This window comes from Embleya scabrispora (genome assembly GCF_002024165.1).
Lineage (GTDB): Bacteria > Actinomycetota > Actinomycetes > Streptomycetales > Streptomycetaceae > Embleya > Embleya scabrispora_A.
The window spans coordinates 5,197,888-5,213,962 of the sequence record NZ_MWQN01000001.1 but is presented as its reverse complement, the minus strand read 5'-3'; the positions used below and the strand labels follow the sequence as shown (position 1 = coordinate 5,213,962).

Here is a 16,075-nt window from a genome sequence, read left to right as displayed (position 1 = left end):
GCGTCCGGGGCGGGCTTCACCCGCGCTTCACCAGTCCCCGCCGAACACCCGCCGCCACGGCCGCCGTTCGGGAATCGACCGCCAACTTCGCGTAGATGTGCACCAGATGCGATTTGACCGTTGCCTGGCTCAGGAACAACGCCTTGCTGATCGCCAGGTTCGACAACCCCTCGGCGACCAGTCCCAGCACCTCGATCTCCCGCGGGCTCAACACCGGTTGCGGGTGGCGCAGTCGGCTGAGCAGTCGGCCCGCGATCCGGGGCGCGAGCGCCGACTCGCCGGCGGCGGCCGTCCGTACCGCCGCCGCCAACTCCTCCGGCGGGGCGTCCTTGAGCAGGTAGCCCAGCGCGCCCGATTCGACCGCGGCCAGGATGTCCGCGTCGGTGTCGTAGGTGGTCAGCACCAGGACGTGCGGCGCGCGGGGCAGCGCCGCGATGGCCGCCGTGGCCGCGTTCCCGTGCATGGCGCCCGGGCCGAAGCGCAGGTCCATCAGCACCACGTCGGGTGCGAGGGAGCCCGCCAACTCGACCGCGCGCTCCGCCGTGTCCGCCTCGCCCACCACCTCGAAGTCCGGCTCGGCCGCCAACACGGCACGCAGCCCGGCGCGCACGACGGGATGGTCGTCGGCCAACAACAACCGAATCACCGCGCACCCCCGTCCGCAGACGCCGGCAAGGTCCCCGACCGCCCCCGAGCAGCCACCGCGATGGTCCCGAGCCCCTCGGTCTCAGGCACCGCAAGGGCGCCGACCACCCGCACAGGCACCCGAAGGTCCCCGGACCCCTCCCGCACAGGCGCCGGCAGGGTCCCCGACCGCTCCTCCCGCGCAGGTGCCGGAACGGCCCCGGCCCCCTCCCGCACAGACGCCGGCAGGGTCCCCAACCGCTCCCGGGCGGGCGCAGGGCCGGCCCCGGGCCCCCCGGTCTCCGGCACCGGCAAAGCCCCAGCCTCCCGCACAGGCACCGGAAAAGCCCCGACCTCCCGCCCAGCTGCCGGAACGGCCCCGGACCCTTCCCGCACAGGCACCGGAAAAGCCCCAGCCTCCCGTACAGGCACCGGAAAAGCCCCGGACCCTTCCCGCACAGGCGCCGGCAGGGACCCCGACCGCTCCCGGGCGGGTGCGGGGCCGGCCCCGGGCCCGCCGGTCTCCGGTATCGGAAAAGCCCCGGCCTCCCGCGCAGGTGGCGGAACGGCCCCGATCCCCTCCCCCGCAGGCGCCGGCGAGGCCCCCGGCCGCTCCCCCGCCCGCATCGGAAACGTCACCGCGATCGCCGTCCCCTGCCCCGGGCCGGACTCCACCGTCAGCGCTCCGCCCAGTTCGGCCGCCCGAGTCCGCATCGCCGCCAGCCCGAATCCGGTCCCGGCGGTCCCGCTCCGATCCGTCCCGACCGGGCGCGCGGCGGGATCGAACCCGCGTCCGTCGTCCACCACGTCGAGCGTCACCGACGCCTCCATGTGGCTGAGCGTCACCTCGGCCCGGGCCGCGCCCGCGTGCCGCACCGTGTTCCCGAGCGCCGACTGGGCGATCCGCAGCAGCGCCACCTCGACGGCCGTCGGCAACCCGGCCGCCTCCCCCGTGCGATGGAAGCGCACATCCAGGTCCGCTTCGGCGGCCGTCCGCGCGCACAGCCGCTCCAGCGCCGCCGGCAGCGAGGAGTCGTCCAACTCCGGCGGCGCCAGCGCCCGGACGAACCGCCGCGCCTCCGCCAGGCTGTCGGTCGCGGTGACCCGCGCCAGCCGTACGTGCCGGTCGGCTGCCGTCGGATCCGCCGGCAGCGCCCGCTCGGCCGCGCGCAGCAACAACTGGATGCTGCTGAAGCCCTGCGCGAGCGTGTCGTGGATCTCCCGGGCCAGCCGCTCACGCTCGGCCAGCACTCCCGCGTGCCGCTCCGCCGCCGCGAGCGAGGCCCGGGCCGCGACCACGTCCTCCACGAGGCGGCGCCGCGCCTCGCTCTCCCGATGCAACGCCTGATAGCCGAGCACGGTGGCCACCGCGACCGCCGCGCCCAGCAGCGGGCCGAGCACCATGCCCACCGACACCGCGCCGCGATGAGCCGCGTAGCCCCCGACGGCGATTCCCGCGAGCCCGCCCACCACGGGCAGCGCGACCCGCACGGGCAGCAGGTGCGGAACCAGGAAGAACAGCGGGAAGGCGAACCAGATCCCCTCCGCCGTGAGCGCGTACAACCCGCACCAGGACAACGCCAGCGCGCCCAGCCACCACACCGAGGCCCGCCGCGACGGCCCCACCGAGGGGGTCAGGTTGCCCACCGCGTACACGGCGGCCGTGATCGCGGCGGCGACCGAAATCAGCGCGGCCCGCGGCGCGGAGGCGTCGGTGCCGACGAGGGCGCGCAGCGCGGCCACCGCGAGCAGCAGCGCGACCAGCGCATGCATACAGGCGCGGAGCGCGCGGGGCACGGAGACGGGGGTCGGGGTACCGGCGTACATATCGGGTCAAGGCTAACCGGGGCGGGTGGAGCCGCCATCGATCGAAAGGTTGACCGGGGGCGGTCAACCCGATCGATGACGCGGACGCGGCCGGCGACCAGGCTTGGCGTGTGTTCGTAGCGTTGCGGGATCTCGTGTTCGCCCGGGGGCGGTTCGCCCTGATGATCGTCACCGTGGTGCTGGTCACCGCGCTGGTCGGGCTGGTGTCCGGGCTGACCGTGGGGCTGGGGCGGGCCAATACGTCGGCGATCGACGCGCTGCCCGCCGATCGGCTCGCGTTCGCCGCGCCCGCCCCCGGACAGGGGGTCTCGTTCGCCGACTCGACCGTGGAGCAGACGCAGTGGCAGCGCTGGGCCGAGCGGCCCGGGGTGCGCTCGGCCGCGCCGCTCGGCATCGCGATGACCCGGCTCGGGGTCGGCGCGCGGACCACCGCCGCGGCGGCGTTCGGCGTGGAGCCGGGCGGGCCGCTGGCCCCCGCCGGGCTGGCCCCCGGGACGGTGGTGTTGTCCCGGGACCTGGCCGACGAACTGCGCGTACGCGTCGGCGACCGGCTGACCGTGGGTGCGGACACCGCGCTGACCGTCGCCGCCGTGGTGTCGGGATCCTCGTACAGCCACGCACCCGTCGCCTGGACCACACTCGCCGACTGGCAACCGCTGCGCCCGGGACCGCGGCGCGGCGGCCCGCACGCGACGGTGATCGCGCTCGACCTGGCCGGCGCGCACATCGGGGCGGCGGACCGGGCGATCGGCACGCGCAGCACCTCGATCGGCGACGCGCGGAAGGCGATCGGGTCGTACACCGCCGAGAACGGCTCGTTGCAACTGATGCGCGGGTTCCTGTTCGCCATCTCGGCGCTCGTGGTCGGCGCGTTCTTCACCGTCTGGACCATCCAGCGGGCGGGCGATGTGGCGGTGCTCAAAGCGCTCGGCGCACCCACCGGCTACCTGCTGCGCGACGCGCTCGGTCAGGCGTTCCTGGTGCTGCTCGCGGGCACCGCCGTCGGCATCGGCGTCGCCGCGCTGTTCGGCGCGATCGCACCGGCGGGAGTGCCCTACGTGGTGGACGCCTCGACCACGCTCCTGCCGGGGGCGGTGTTGATCCTGCTCGGCATGGTCGGCGCCGGGCTCGCCGTACGCCGGGTGACCTCGGTCGACCCGCACACCGCGCTCGGCGGGACCCGATGAGAGGCGCAGCGATCAACCACACGGCGAAGAACCGCACGGCGACGAACCCGCGGCCCGACTCCTCCACGCCCGAGAGGCCCGCCATGCACCCGTCCCCCGGCCTGGACCTCGCCGACGTGACGCTCACCTATCCCGACGGCGACGGTCGGCTGACCGCACTGGACCGGGTCTCACTGGCCGTGCCGCCCGGAACCCTGACCGCCGTGGTCGGCCCGTCGGGGTCCGGCAAGTCGAGCCTGCTCGCCGTCGCCGCGACGCTGACCACGCCGGACGCGGGCCGCGTGTCGATCGCCGGCCTGGACGCGGTCGCCCTGCGGCCGGCCGAGCGGGCCGGGTTGCGCCGGAGCACCATCGGGATCGTGTTCCAACAGCCGAACCTGCTCGCCTCGTTGACGTGTGTCGAGCAGCTTCAGGTGATGGCGCATCTGGCCGGCGGCAGTGCCCGCAAGGCCCGCCCCCGGGCGCTGGAACTGCTCGACCGGGTCGGCCTCGCGGACCGGGCGGAGCATCGCCCGCACCGGCTCTCCGGCGGTCAGCGGCAGCGGGTGAACATCGCCCGGGCGCTGATGCACGAGCCGAGCGTGCTCCTGGTCGACGAGCCCACCGGCGCGCTGGACCACGAGCGCGGTGCGGCCATCGTCGCGTTGCTCGCCGAGCTGACCCGCACGAGCGGCGCCGCCACGGTCCTGGTCACCCACGACCGCAGCCACCTGCCGCACGCGGACCGGGCGGTGGAGCTGATCGACGGCCGGCTGCGCACGCTCGCGACGGCGTAGCGCACGGTGCCGGCCGGCCCCTCGTGGCATCCGCGCCGCCGGCTACTCCCCCACCTCCGGCCGCCACGCGCTCGACCCCGATCCCGGCGCCGACCCGCCCGACCCGGCGTCCGGCCGCCACGCGCTCGACCCGGACCGGTCCGGTTCCGCGTCCGCCGCCCGCCACGCGCTCGATCCGCCGGTGGTACCGGGCAGGCTCGGCGAGCCCGGCCCGTCCGGACCGCCGGGAATCACCGGCCAGTTCGGGTCGACGACCGCGCCGCCGCCGTCGGGGTTGCGCCGGTCGAAATAGCTCTGCAGCGAGGCCGCCTGCTCGGCGTACCACTGCACCTGCTTCTCGTGCAGCGTGCGCAGCGAGTCGGCGGCCAACTCCGGGAAACGCGCGCCCAGATCCTGCGCGAGCAGCAGGCACGCCAGCGCGTCGCCGTCGGCGGTGTGCGCGTCGGTGAGCACCACCTCGTAGAACGCGCTGGTGGCCGCGAGGGTGCGCTTGCCCTTGCGGTAGCGGTCGAGCTGCTTGTCGATCACCAGCGGGTCGATGATCGGTGCCGTGTACGGGAGTTGCGGCAGATTGTGGCGGTGCAGCTCGGCCTGGAGGATGGTCAGGTCGAACGGCGCGTTGTAGATCGCGATCGGGGTGTCGGCGGCCAGGTATTCGGCCATCGCCTCGCCGATCTCGGCCAGGCACAGGGCGGGTTGCCGTCCCTCGGCCCGGGCGCGGGCGGTGTCGATCCCGTGGATCGCGGTCGCCTCGGCGGGAATCTCCCGCTCCCCCGGGTCGATCAGCCAGGACCGCCGGGTACCAGTCGAGTCCACCAGGGCGGCGGTGACGATGAAATCGGTGAGGGGATCGACTCCGGAGGTCTCCACGTCGAACGCGGCCATCGGCCCCCGGTGCCAGCCGTCGTGATTGCCGCGCGGCGGCGCGGCGGGCTTCGGCTCGCCGCAATCGGCGCAGTACGTGACCCACTTGCCGTCCCGGCGGACCAACAGCCCGTCGCCGGCCTTGACATAGGTCGTGCACGTGGCACAGGTCGCGCCGAACTTGTTCGTTGCCATGGGGTGCCCTTTTCCGATCGCGGATCAGATTCACGTCGTCACTGCCCGAAACGCTAGTGCCCGGGTACGACGCGATCCGCACGAGCCGTCGCCAGTCGGCGCAACAGCGGCCGCTCGGCGGTGGTCCACGCGGTGCTCGTGAGCAGATACAGGCCGACCGCGAGCGGAACGAACGCGGCGGTCAGGACCGTGCCGAAGGGCATCCACCGAAGCAGGGCTGGGGTGTTCGGCACCGCGGCGGCCCGGCGGTACTGGAGCCAGGCCACGCCCGCGATCAGCGCGGTCACGGCGAGCAGTACGGGCGTGTGCGGTCCACCGAGGCCGGCCACCGGGTGCAGGCCGAGCGGCGCGCCCGCGAGGGTGTGGCCCAGGAGGTCGCGGTCGCCGGCGAAGAGTCGGTAGGTCAGGAACAGGAACGGCAGTCCGGCCAGGGCCGGCAGCACGCCGGCGAACATCGAGGTGCCGGCCCGCCGATGCAGCGCGCCGAGTTCGCGGGCCAGTCGCCGCGGGTCCCCGGCGTACTTCCGGCGCAGCCGCTCGACCTGCGGGGCGAGCCGGGCGCGGGCCACCTCGGCGCGGGCCTGGGCGTAGCCCAGCGGGACGAGGGCGAGCCGGACACACGCGGTGAACACCACCACGGCGCCGGCCACCGAGCCGGTGCCGAGCAGCGGCGCGAGCGCGTCGGCGAGGGTGAGCAGGACGTCGTGCGCGACGCCGAGGACAGGGATGCCGAACATGGGAAGGGCCTTCCGTGACGCGGGAATCGGGATGCGTCGGGCGGCCGTGCCGAAGTCACCGGACCGGGGATCGGGATCGAGCGTGCCGGAATGCGGGTACCGGCGCTGGTGCTACGCGATGCCGAAGCGGTCGGGTCGGCCGTGGGCCGCCGGGCCCGCTCCCGGCGCTCGGGGCCGTGCTCGACCCGGCCCGTCGGGGTCGCGCGAGGGCAGGAAGGCCAGCCGGTCGGCCTGTCTGCGCAGCGCCGCGCCCCGCACCTGCGCCCACTCGGCGGACGGTGCCCCCGCCGCGGCGGCACCGGCCAGGGCGAGCACGACGGTTACCGCGACGGCGACCAGGACGGGCAACGCCCCGTCCACGAACAGCCCGAGGCCGATCAGCACGAGCAACGCCGCAACCGGCGACGTCGACGCGGAGATCCGACCCTGGCGAGGCATGCACACCATCCTATTCCGCCCGGCACCCCCACACGCGGGCCCGAGCCGACGAATTCCGCCCGCTCCGACGGCGGGCGGGTGTGCCAGGATGACCCCCGTGCGCGTGCTGCTAGGGGACGGCTTCGGGGTGACGTCACGTCAGATCGCGGTGGCGGTCGGGCGATCGGGGCACGAGCCGGCGGTGTTGGCGCCGCCCGGTCGGCCGATCCCGGGTCGCCCCCGGTCGGTGGCGCGGGTGCACGAGGTGCCCGCCTTCGGCACGGATCCGTGGGCCTGGCTGGCCCGGGCGGAAGCGGTGCTCGGGGCGGAGCCGTACGACGTGCTGCTGCCCACCGGCGAGCACGTCGCGGTGTTGGCCCGGGCCCCGGAGCGGATCACCGCGCACGGAGTGGCCCTGGCCGTACCGTCGTTCGCCGCACTGCGCCGCGTCGCGGACCGCGCCTCGGCGGCGAGCACGCTGACCGAGATCGGCATGCCGCAGCCGGCCGGGACTGTGGTGGTGCACACCGCCGAGGAACTGCGCCAGGTCGCCGACCCGCCGCTCTACATCAAGACCCTGCTCGGCTCGCATCGGGTCGAGCGGCGTGAACAACTGCTGCGCCTGGCAGACGAGTTGGACCGCGACGGCGCGTTCGTGGACGGCGCCGGGGTGCTGGTGCAGGAGCCCGCGGCGGGCCCGGTCCTGTCCGCACAGGCGGTGTTCGAGCACGGCCGACTGGTCGCGGTGCACGCGTACGAGCATCTGCACGGTCCGGCGGTGCGGCGCAGCGTGGTGGCGCCCGACATCCGCGAACAGGTGGCCATGCTCGGCGGCCACCTCGGCTGGCACGGCGCCCTGTCCCTGGACGCCGTGCGCACCGCGTCGGGGCCGGCCTGGCTGGACGTCCGCCCCCACCTGGCCGAGCCGGGCAACGCCGCCGCGAGCGGCACCGACCTGGCGGCCGCGCTGATCGCGGTCTCCCGGGGCGAGAGGCCGGCCTCGATGCCCTGGGGCCGGCCCGACATCCGCACCCGCCAGGCCCACGCGGGCGTATGGACCGCCGCCCGAGCCGGCCGCCGCCGCGCCGCCCGCGAGATGCTCCGCATCGCGCTACGCCTGGAGCCCTACCGCGACACCGCGGAGGAGTCCCTGAGCCTGCGCCGAGAGCCCCGCCGCATCCCCGGCGCCCTGTGGTCCGCCGCCACCGCCCTGACGGCCCCCCGACACACCCTCACCAAAATCACCCACCGGAAGTCCCAGGACACCCTGTCCCCCGCGACCTGGCGCCGAATCCTCGCCGGCCCACCCCCGAAGCCCCCGCGACCGACCGCCCCCACCGCCGGCAGCCACCCGACGCAGGCGGGCCCGAACACCTGACCCCCGCCCTCGGGAGTTCGCCGGACCGCGCCGGACGGGTGACCGCCGCATGGGTGACCGCCGCATGGGTGACCACGCCCCCACCCGATCGTTGGGCGGGGTGTGACTCGAAATGTCTCCATGGTCCGGATCGCGGCGGCGTCCTTCGCCGGTACCGCGATCGAGTTCTACGACTTCTTCGTCTACGGCACCGCCGCCGCCCTGGTGCTCGGGCCGCTGTTCTTTCCCGGCTTCTCGCCGATCGCCGGCACCCTCGCGGCGTTCGCGACCTACGCGGTCGGATTCGTCTCGCGCCCGCTGGGCGCGGTGGTGTTCGGGCGCCTGGGCGATCGGCGCGGGCGGCGGCCGGTCCTGGTGGTGTCGCTCGTCCTGACCGGTGTGGCGACCGTGCTGGTCGGGCTGTTGCCGACCTACGAGCGGATCGGGGTGGCGGCGCCGATCCTGCTGGTGGTGTTGCGGTTCTGCCAGGGCTTCGGCGTGGGTGGCGAGTGGGGCGGCGCGGTGTTGCTCGCCACCGAGCACGCGCCGCCGGGGCGACGGGCGTTGTGGGCGAGCTTTCCGCAGGGCGGCCCGTCGATCGGCTTCCTGCTCGCCAACGGGCTGATGTTGATCCTGTCCGGGTCGCTGACCGACGCGCAGTTCCACGCGTGGGGGTGGCGGATCCCGTTCCTGTTCGCGGGGGTGCTTGCGGCCGGTGGGCTGCTGCTGCGGGCCTCGGTCGAGGAGACGCCCGCGTTTCGCGCGCTCGTGGCCGGCAACGAGACCTCGCCGAGTCCGGTGGGCGAACTCCTGCGCGGGCACTGGCGCGTGGTTCTGCTCGCCGCGGGGGCGCTGGCCTGCGGCTACGTGGGCTTCTACCTGACCACCACGTGGTCCCTGCAGTACGCCGACGACCGGCCGACGGTCGGGCGCACCACGATGCTGGCCTGCATCATGATCGCGGTGACCGGGATGGCCCTGGTCACCCCGCTGTTCGCCGTGGTGGGTGATCGGTACGGGCGTAAGCCGATGTGCCTGGTGGGCTGTGCGGGGATGGGCCTGTGGGCGTTCCCGATGCTCGGCCTGCTGGCCACCGGTGAGCCGATGTGGATGACCCTGGGATGCCTGGGCACGCTGGTCGCGTTCATGGCGATGTTCTCGGTGGTCGGGGCGTACCTGTCCGAACTGTTCGAGCCGCGGGTGCGCTGCACCGGCGCGTCCACCACGTACAACCTGGGCGGCGTGCTCGGCGGCGCGCTGACCCCGATGGTGGCCACGGAACTGGCCCGCGGCGACGGCACACCGTGGGGTGTCGCGGCCTATCTGGCGGGCGCGGCGACGGTCAGTGCGACGTGTCTGCTCCTGCTGCCCGAGACGTACGCGGTACCCGTCGCGGACGGTGAACCCGCCACGGCCTGATCCCGCGTGGAGGCGATCTTCCCTCGTGGGCCGATCTGCGCCAGGGTGCGGCCATGACCACGGATTCGACCGAACCGGCCCAGGCGCGTCGCGCGCACCACACCCGCGTCGCCGAACGGCTGCTCGCCGCCGTCGGCGCCGGCGACCGCGCGGCCCAGGTGGCCTGCTACCACCCCGACGTCGTGCTCGAATTCCCCTACGCCGCGCCGCCGGTGCGGATCGAGGGCCGGGCCGCGGTGGAGACCTACCTCGCCATCGCGCTCGGCGTCTTCGAGCTGAGCCTGACGGTGACCCGGGTCCACGACTGCGTGGACCCGGACACCGTGATCGTCGAGTTCACCGGGACGGGTCGGGCCCGGACCACGGACCGGCCCTACGCCAACACCTACATCGCGGTGCTGACCTTCCGGGACGGTCTGGTGGTCGGGCAGCGCGAGTTCTACAACCCGGTGCCGGCCGCTCAGGCCTTGACCGCGACGCCCGCCAACTGAGGCAGCTTCACCGCCGGGTCGCCGAGCCGGCCCTCGGGACCCCACACGTCGACCGGGACCAGGCGGGCCGGCAGCAGTTCCAGGCCGCCGAAGATGGCCAGGATCCCGTCGTGCGAACGGGCGTGCATCTGCTGCACGTTGGACGAGTACTCGCTGAGCGCGCGGTCCATCCCCGCCGGGCGCTCCTCGCTGCGGTGCGCGTGGGACAGGGCGAGGTGGCTGCCGGGGACGGTGGCGTCCATGTACTGGCGCACCACGCCGACGGGATCCGCCTCGTCCGGCAGGAAGTGCAGCACCGACACGATCAGCACGCCGACCGGCTGGGAGAAGTCGATCAGCTTGCGCACCTCGGGCGAGTCGATCACCTTGGCCGGATCGGTCAGGTCGGCGCCCACCACGGTCGCGTTCGGGTTGTCCGCGAGCAGCAGTTGGCTGTGCGCGACCGCGACCGGGTCGTTGTCCACGTACACCACACGCGCGTCGGGGTCGGCCTTGTGCGCGATCTCGTGCACGTTGCCCACGGTGGGGATGCCCGAGCCCAGATCGAGGAACTGCCGGATGCCCAGGTCCAACAGGTGGTGGACGGCGCGGGTGAGGAAGACCCGGTTCCCGCGCAGCACGTCGCGCAACTCGGGCATCGCCTGGGTGACCAGCTCCGCGGCCTCGCGGTCGACCGCGAAGTTGTGCGCGCCGCCGAGCGCGTAGTCGTAGACGCGGGCGACGCTGGCGCGCGTGATGTCGATGTGCTCTGGAGCCCAGTCCGGTCGAGTCATGGCTCGGACTCTAGGCCGTACCGACACGATTCACCGGAAAAATCGCCCGCCCACCGGCGCGAAGCCCTGTGCAAGGCGTCACACCGCTCGCGGTGTCGGTGTCGGCGGGGCCGGAACGGGGGTTCCGACCCCGCCGACGACGGGAACCGCGCAGGCGATCGGGCTACGCCCGACCCACGGGTCCGGCTACGGCTTGACGCCGGTCACCCCGACGAACGCCGGGCACTTGTCCGCGCCGACCGGGATGTCCTCCGGCGCGAGCGGTGCCCAGACCTGCTCGACCCTCGGGCCCACCCGGGCCGCGATCGGGGCCAGCGCGTCGAGGTCGAAGCCGTACAGCTTCGCCGCGTTGCCGCCGACCATGGCCGCGACCTCGACCGGGTCGATGCCGTTGTAGGTGAGCTGGAGCGCCTCGCGACTGAACGGGTGGCTGGCCTCCTTGTGCGGGTAGTCGCTGCCCCACATGACCCGGTCCACGCCCACCTGGTAGCGCAGCTTGGCCTCGGCGGGACGCTGGAAGCTGGCCCCGACGTGGCACTGCCGGGCCCAGTACTCGCTGGGCTTGAGCGCCATCCGGCCGACCAGCTCGCTGCCCCACTCGTACTCCTGGGAGCCGACCGCGGTGCTCATCCGGTGCCAGTAGTAGTCCAGCCGCCGGGTCTCCTCCGGGATCCAGGCGGTGCCCTGCTCGGTGAACACGAACTGGAGATCGGGGTGGCGGTCCATCGCGCCGGAGACCACCAGGTGGGTGAACGCGCGGTGCGCCCACCAGGACACCTCGGTCAGGAACACCACCTTGTCCACGTCGGTCTCCCCGGCCGGCGGCGCGGCCGAGCCGGTGTGGTGGTTGAGCGGCATGCCCAACTCCTCGCACACCCGCCACAGCGGCTCGTAGTGCGCGTAGTCGAACATCGGCACCAGGCCGGAGCCGGGCGGGGTACCGGGCAGCAGCACGCCGCCGGTGAGCCCCGCCTCCTTGGCCCAGCGGATCTCCTCCACCGCCGCCGGGATGTCGTGCAGCATGATCTGGACGATGCCCGCGCGGCGTCCGGGAGCCGCCGCGCAGAAGTCGACCATCCAGCGGTTGTGCGCCTTGAGCCCCTCCCAACGCAGCGCCAGGTCCCCGGCGTTCGCGGCGGGCGGCTGGTCGGTCAACGACGGCTTGGGGAAGAACGGCGGCACGGTGTTCGGGAAGATCACCTCCGCGACCACCCCGTCCGCCTCCAGGTCGCGCAGCCGTCGGTCGGAGTCCCAGTTGCGCGGACCCAGATCGCCCTTCAGGTCCGGGTACGGGATCTCGTAGCCGGCCACCCACGTGTCGAACTCGGCGTGCAGGCGGGCGGGCAGGTAGTCGCGGTAACCGTGGATCTCGCCGCCGCCGTGGCAGTCGGCCGAGATCACCGTGTAGCGCTCGGGTAGGTCGGTGAACGGGGGGCCGCCCGGGACGGCGGGCGGGGTGGTGCGCTCGGTCATCGGGGATCAGACCTCCTGGGCCGGCGCGTTCGGGTTGATCGCGGCGCCCGTGTCGTGTCCGGTGAGCCAGTGCCGGCCGATCTCGGCGGCGGCGGCCCACTTGGTCGTCAGGTCCTTCGCCGAACCGTCCGCGTTCACCTGGCCGAGCGTGGCGGGGGTGACCCCGACCCGCTCGGCGTGCGGCTTCAGGGCGGCCAGGTCGAAGCCGTACACGTCCGCGACCGCCTCGCCGAGCATCACGCGCGTCTCGGCGATCGGCACGTCGGAGAACGTCTTGCGCAGGATGTTGAGCGTCTCCGGCCAGGTGCCTTCCGGATGCGGGAAATCGTTACCCCAGCAGATGTTGCCGATGCCGATCTCGTAGCGCATGCCGATCTCGCGGCGCTTGGTGTTGGAGGCGCCGATGAAGCAGTTGCGGTCGAAGTACTCGCTCGGGAGCAGCTTGATCTCCTCGAACCCGGCCAGCTTGGCCGCGCCGCGCGAGCCGAGCAGCAGCCGGTCGGTGAACCACAGCAGGTTGCCCACCCACCAGCAGCCCGCCTCGGTCACCCCGAACCGCAGCCTCGGAAACCGCTCGAACACGCCGGACCACAGCAGGAACCACAGCGGCCGCGACGGCCACCAGGTGACCTCGGTGACGTAGATGCCCAGGTGGTTCCCGTACGCTTCGCGGTCGGCCGGGCCCGAGTGGGTGACCACCGGAAGCTCCAGCTCCTCGCACAGCGCCCACACCGGGTCGTACCTGCGGTCGTGGTACGGCGTCTGGTTCATCCACATCGCGGGGATCATCACCGCGCCCAGGCCGTCGGCCTTGATCCGGCGGATCTCCTTGAGCACATCGTCCAGCGCCGCGGTGATCGGGATCAGCGCGACCCCGCGCCGCCGCTCCGGGCTGGTCTTGCACAGCTCGGCCAGCCAGCGGTTGTGCGCCTGCGCGCCGGCCAGGCCCAGTTCGGGATCCAGGTCACCGGACAGGCCCAGGCCCGCGCCGAACGGCACACACGTACGCGACTCGACCGCGTCGGCGTCCGGGAAGATCACCTCGCCGACCACGCCGTCCTTGTCCAACTCCAGGTCGCGCCGGTCCACTTCCCAACCGCTGCGCAGCACCTCCTCGTTGGTCTCGAACCAGTTCGCCGCGAAGTCCTCGTTGCGCACGCCCAGATCGGTGATCGCCTTGAGCTGCGCCTCGCGCTCGGACATGAATTGGTCGAACGCCGCGTGGTGTTTGGTGGCGAGGTAGTCGCGATACAGCTCGGTGGGCAACCCGGCGTGGGTGTCCGAGGAGATGATCGTGTAGGGGGTGGTGAGTTCGTTCTGCTCAGTCATCGTCGCTCACTTGTCCAGGACGAAGGTCTCGAGGTACGAGGGGTTGCTGCGGTCGAGCATGCTGCGCGACCGTGCGGTGATCTGCGCGTCGCTGTGCTCGCTAGCGGGCAGGATCCAGAACCGGTTCTCCCGGATGCCGTCGAGCACGTCGGCGGCGACCGACTCGACCGGGGTGAACTCGATCTCCCGCCCCGCGTCGCGCATCGCCTTCTCCCACGCGTCGAGCGTGTTGTAGGGCGTCTTGCGCGGCACCGACTTGGCGAAGCGCTCGGGCCGATTGCGGTACGACTCCCACAGGCCGGTACGCAACATCTTCGGTCCCGGGAACAACACGGACGCGCCCAACTTGGCCTGCACCTGGCCGAGTTGCGCGTACAGCGCCTCGGTCATGGTGACCACCGCGGCCTTGGTGCTCGCGTACACCGACGCGTTCGGCAGCGGGGCGATGCCGCCGTCGCCGGAGGAGGTGTTGACGATGTGCCCGGGGGTGTCCTGCGCGAGCATCCTCGGGACGAACGCCTGGATACCGTTGAAGACGCCGAACACGTTGACGGCGAAGCACCAGTCCCAGTCCTTGGGGTCGTGCTCCCACATCTTGCCCTCGGAGCCGGACCCGATCCCCGCGTTGTTGCACAACACGTCCACCGCGCCGAAGTGTTCGAACGCGGCGTCGGCCAGCGCGAACACGGATTCGCGCACCGACACGTCCACCACGTGTCCGAACGCCCGCCCGCCCGCGTCGGTGATGCGGGCGACGGCCTTGTCCAGCGCGCCCTGTTCGATGTCGCCGAGCACGACCTTCATGCCCTCGGCGGCGAACCGTTCGGCCATCGCGAGCCCGATGCCGCTCGCGGCGCCGGTGACGACGGCGACTCTGCCGTCGAATTCCTGCAGCATGTGTCCCATTCCCCTGTCGTCTGTTGTCGTCGCTGCCGTGCCTGCGGGGTGCTACCGCGTGGCGGGCGGCGGGTCGTCGGTGATCTGCTGCACGTCGTCGTAGCGCTGGTGGATGTACGGCAGCACCAGATCGGCCTTGACCCGCTCGGCGACGAAGCCCTGCTGGTCGGAGGTGCGCTCGCTGAGCGTGATCGAGATCAGCTTGCGGACCGGGAGGTCGGCGACGGGGTCGAAGTCCGAGTCGCGCAGGATCACCTCGCCGGTCACGGCGTGGGCGCTGCGGGTGCGTTCGTTGCGGGTGACGTGGACCAGGAGCGGGTCGGCGTCGAAGCCGTCGCCGTCCACGGCGGGCAGGAACTTGTAGTAGAAGCTCAGCGTCTGCCGGGGCTCGGGCAGCGGCAGCTCCTCGCCGACCGTGCCGCGGACCTCGATGTAGGTGACGCCCATCCGGTTCACGGTGGCCACGACGGAGTCGCCGTCGCGCTCGACCTTGACGTCGGCGAGCTTCTTCGGCTCGCCGAACACCTCCCGACCGCCGATCACGGCACGCTCGGTGGTCATCGGCATGGTCAGCGTGTAGTCGCCCTCGATGTCGCCGTGCTTGCAGCGCACCGCGATCGCGCCCGCGCCGAGGGGGTAGCCGTTGATGTCGCAGCCGGAGATGTTCGCCCGGACCAACGGGCGGTCGGCGGGGACCAGCGGAGGCGGCAGTACGGCCGCGATCACCTCGGGGTCGGTCTCCCAGATCGCCATCACGCCGGTGGACCAGATCTCCGGAAGGCTGGATCGTTCCCGGGAGGACTTCTTCAGCGCCTCCGCCGGCCGGGCGCCGTACCGAATGCGTGCCACGTACCTCACCTCTTCCGCTCGTGCCGTGCTCATGCCGTGCTCGTACCTGTGCCTGTGCTCGGTGCTCGGTGCCGGGTGCTCGGTGCTCGTGCGAGGGCTGCGCGCGGGTCGTCGACCCCCGTTGTCGCGGTCTCGAGCGCAGTGGTGCCGATTGCTCTGTAACACTGTTACACCGGTGGGTCGGCGAGGTAAAGGGCTGCGGCCCGGTTGACCGTGTATCGGGTCACCGGCCCGGGGCGCGAGAATGGGACGTGATGGACAGGATCACGCGAGACACCGTGCTCGACACCGCCATGCGTCTCGTCATGGAATCCGGTATCGAGAACCTCAGCATGCGCAAACTGGCCGCCGAGTTGGGCGTGGCGGTCACCTCGATCTACTGGCACGTGGGCAACCGCGACGTGCTGGTCGACCAACTGGTGGATCGGGTGATCGCGGAGATGGGCGCGATCTCGGTGGACGGGAGCACGCCGGTCGAGCGGGTGGTGTCGATCGCGCGATCGACCCGGCGCATGATCCTGGAGCGCCCGCACCTGGTCGGCCTGGTCCGCGAGCGCGGCCTGGAGTCACTGATGATGCTGCCCGCCCGCAAGGCGCTGGTGCACGAGATGACGGCGGCCGGCCTGCGGGGCGCGCGGGCGGGCGAGGCGGTCCAGGCGGTGCAGTACCAGGTCGCCGGCTTCGTGATGCTGGAGCGGGCCTTGGAGAACAGCGCGGCCGAACCGCCGGCGGTGGACGAGTGGCGGGCCGAGCTGGCCCGGGAGGACCCGGAACTGGCGGACAGCCTGAGCAACGTCACCGACGGCGACCGGCTGTTCGTGCTGTCGGTCCGGGCGCTGGTGGAGTCGCTGCTCGGGTGA

Annotated in this window: 16 protein-coding genes; 6 read left to right on the top strand and 10 right to left on the bottom strand. The window is 72.9% G+C overall.

Annotated features, from left to right (window positions below):
• Positions 1-16: 16 nt before the first annotated feature.
• Positions 17-646 (bottom strand): response regulator, encoded by a 630-nt coding sequence (locus B4N89_RS23135; protein ID WP_078977735.1) that lies wholly within the window; start codon positions 644-646, stop codon positions 17-19.
• Positions 643-2,451: an ATP-binding protein gene (locus tag B4N89_RS23130; RefSeq protein WP_414646386.1), complete on the bottom strand. Its 1,809-nt coding sequence runs from the start codon at positions 2,449-2,451 to the stop codon at positions 643-645. Before B4N89_RS23130 ends, B4N89_RS23135 begins: the two co-directional genes overlap by 4 nt.
• A 110-nt stretch (positions 2,452-2,561) precedes the next feature.
• Here B4N89_RS23130 and B4N89_RS23125 point away from each other — a divergent pair, with 110 nt between their 5' ends.
• Positions 2,562-3,638, top strand: coding sequence for an ABC transporter permease (locus B4N89_RS23125; protein ID WP_078977734.1), 1,077 nt, complete (start codon positions 2,562-2,564; stop codon positions 3,636-3,638).
• A gap of 83 nt (positions 3,639-3,721) precedes the next feature.
• Positions 3,722-4,414: an ABC transporter ATP-binding protein gene (locus B4N89_RS23120; RefSeq protein WP_078979559.1), complete on the top strand. Its 693-nt coding sequence runs from the start codon at positions 3,722-3,724 to the stop codon at positions 4,412-4,414.
• A 42-nt stretch (positions 4,415-4,456) separates the two neighbouring features.
• Here the strand turns inward: B4N89_RS23120 and B4N89_RS23115 are convergent, their stop codons facing one another.
• The 3 genes from B4N89_RS23115 to B4N89_RS23105 all read right to left on the bottom strand — a co-directional run bounded on the left by B4N89_RS23115 (position 4,457) and on the right by B4N89_RS23105 (position 6,648).
• Complete coding sequence (locus B4N89_RS23115; protein ID WP_078977733.1) at positions 4,457-5,473, bottom strand: exonuclease domain-containing protein; 1,017 nt, start codon at positions 5,471-5,473, stop codon at positions 4,457-4,459.
• A 53-nt stretch (positions 5,474-5,526) separates the two neighbouring features.
• Complete coding sequence (locus tag B4N89_RS23110; RefSeq protein WP_078977732.1) at positions 5,527-6,210, bottom strand: YidC/Oxa1 family membrane protein insertase; 684 nt, start codon at positions 6,208-6,210, stop codon at positions 5,527-5,529.
• A gap of 111 nt (positions 6,211-6,321) precedes the next feature.
• The gene (locus tag B4N89_RS23105; protein ID WP_078979558.1) at positions 6,322-6,648 is read right to left on the bottom strand and encodes a DUF6412 domain-containing protein; all 327 of its coding nucleotides are present in this window, start codon (positions 6,646-6,648) and stop codon (positions 6,322-6,324) included.
• Positions 6,649-6,745: 97 nt separating this feature from the next.
• Here B4N89_RS23105 and B4N89_RS23100 point away from each other — a divergent pair, with 97 nt between their 5' ends.
• The 3 genes from B4N89_RS23100 (at position 6,746) to B4N89_RS23090 (ending at position 9,894) form a co-directional block, all read left to right on the top strand.
• Entirely contained in the window at positions 6,746-8,005 is a 1,260-nt protein-coding gene (locus B4N89_RS23100) for a hypothetical protein (RefSeq protein WP_143658055.1), read from the top strand.
• A gap of 120 nt (positions 8,006-8,125) precedes the next feature.
• Positions 8,126-9,403, top strand: a complete 1,278-nt coding sequence (locus tag B4N89_RS23095) for an MFS transporter (RefSeq protein WP_078977730.1) — start codon at positions 8,126-8,128, stop codon at positions 9,401-9,403.
• Positions 9,404-9,456: 53 nt separating this feature from the next.
• Positions 9,457-9,894: a nuclear transport factor 2 family protein gene (locus tag B4N89_RS23090; protein ID WP_078977729.1), complete on the top strand. Its 438-nt coding sequence runs from the start codon at positions 9,457-9,459 to the stop codon at positions 9,892-9,894.
• Here B4N89_RS23090 and B4N89_RS23085 read toward each other — a convergent pair.
• The 5 genes from B4N89_RS23085 to B4N89_RS23065 all read right to left on the bottom strand — a co-directional run bounded on the left by B4N89_RS23085 (position 9,864) and on the right by B4N89_RS23065 (position 15,215).
• A complete protein-coding gene (locus B4N89_RS23085) occupies positions 9,864-10,667 on the bottom strand; it encodes an SAM-dependent methyltransferase (RefSeq protein ID WP_078977728.1) in 804 nt (267 codons plus the stop codon). The two genes, B4N89_RS23090 and B4N89_RS23085, sit on opposite strands and share 31 nt — an antisense overlap.
• Positions 10,668-10,853: 186 nt before the next feature.
• Entirely contained in the window at positions 10,854-12,140 is a 1,287-nt protein-coding gene (locus B4N89_RS23080; RefSeq protein WP_235618736.1) for an amidohydrolase family protein, read from the bottom strand.
• A 6-nt stretch (positions 12,141-12,146) separates the two neighbouring features.
• Positions 12,147-13,469, bottom strand: coding sequence for an amidohydrolase family protein (locus tag B4N89_RS23075; RefSeq protein WP_078977727.1), 1,323 nt, complete (start codon positions 13,467-13,469; stop codon positions 12,147-12,149).
• 6 nt (positions 13,470-13,475) lie between these two features.
• Positions 13,476-14,366: an SDR family NAD(P)-dependent oxidoreductase gene (locus tag B4N89_RS23070; RefSeq protein WP_414646385.1), complete on the bottom strand. Its 891-nt coding sequence runs from the start codon at positions 14,364-14,366 to the stop codon at positions 13,476-13,478.
• A gap of 51 nt (positions 14,367-14,417) precedes the next feature.
• A complete protein-coding gene (locus tag B4N89_RS23065) occupies positions 14,418-15,215 on the bottom strand; it encodes an acetoacetate decarboxylase family protein (RefSeq protein WP_078979555.1) in 798 nt (265 codons plus the stop codon).
• Positions 15,216-15,469: 254 nt separating this feature from the next.
• Here B4N89_RS23065 and B4N89_RS23060 point away from each other — a divergent pair, with 254 nt between their 5' ends.
• The gene (locus B4N89_RS23060; RefSeq protein ID WP_078977726.1) at positions 15,470-16,075 is read left to right on the top strand and encodes a TetR/AcrR family transcriptional regulator; all 606 of its coding nucleotides are present in this window, start codon (positions 15,470-15,472) and stop codon (positions 16,073-16,075) included.